The organism is Vibrio sp. 1069 (assembly GCF_033340555.1).
The window spans coordinates 1-553 of sequence record NZ_JAWOWP010000788.1 but is presented as its reverse complement, the minus strand read 5'-3'; the positions used below and the strand labels follow the sequence as shown (position 1 = coordinate 553).

The following is a 553-nucleotide window of genomic DNA, read 5'->3' as shown; positions in this document are numbered from 1 at the left end:
AGCGACACGTTCTTCAATCGTCGAATCGTTGTAAATGTGGGAAATGGCATCAAATGCGACATCAACGGTATCTTTGAGCGCCGCTTCTTTGGATTGAATGAGGTTTTGATGGAAGATCTCCACCTCTCGTTGACCCAATGTTTTGGCCTGATAAATGGAAATCCAACTGATGCTTGCCGACACTAAAACCACTGGAATCAATGTCAGCAAAATTAACTTGGCTTTGAGAGGCATCCTTCCCCCATGAAACGCTGCCCAAAGGGTCAATATGCCCCAAGAGCAGCTTAACAACTTGTCTCAAAAGGTGAAGACTCTCAGCTCACAAAATCTCTTTTATTCCTTACTCATTAACCCATGCCGTAGAAACTTGGGAAAAACAGTAAGGAGGCAAGGACGAGAATTTGAATCGCAATGAATGGCATCACGCCACGATAAATATCCCGTGTAGTCACGCCTGCAGGCGCAACCCCTTTCAAATAGAACAAGCTGAAGCCAAATGGCGGTGTTAAGAAGGAGGTTTGTAAGTTCATCGCGATGAGAATAGCAAACCACG

The 553-nt window shown here is 45.0% G+C and carries 1 protein-coding gene and 1 pseudogene; both read right to left on the bottom strand.

The window, feature by feature from the left end; all coding sequences use genetic code 11:
* Positions 1-234 (bottom strand): annotated as a pseudogene (locus tag R7040_RS29065) (histidine kinase); the annotation flags it as partial.
* A 113-nt stretch (positions 235-347) separates the two neighbouring features.
* Positions 348-553: TRAP transporter large permease subunit (locus R7040_RS29060; protein WP_318097988.1), on the bottom strand; the 206-nt coding region annotated here is incomplete at its 5' end.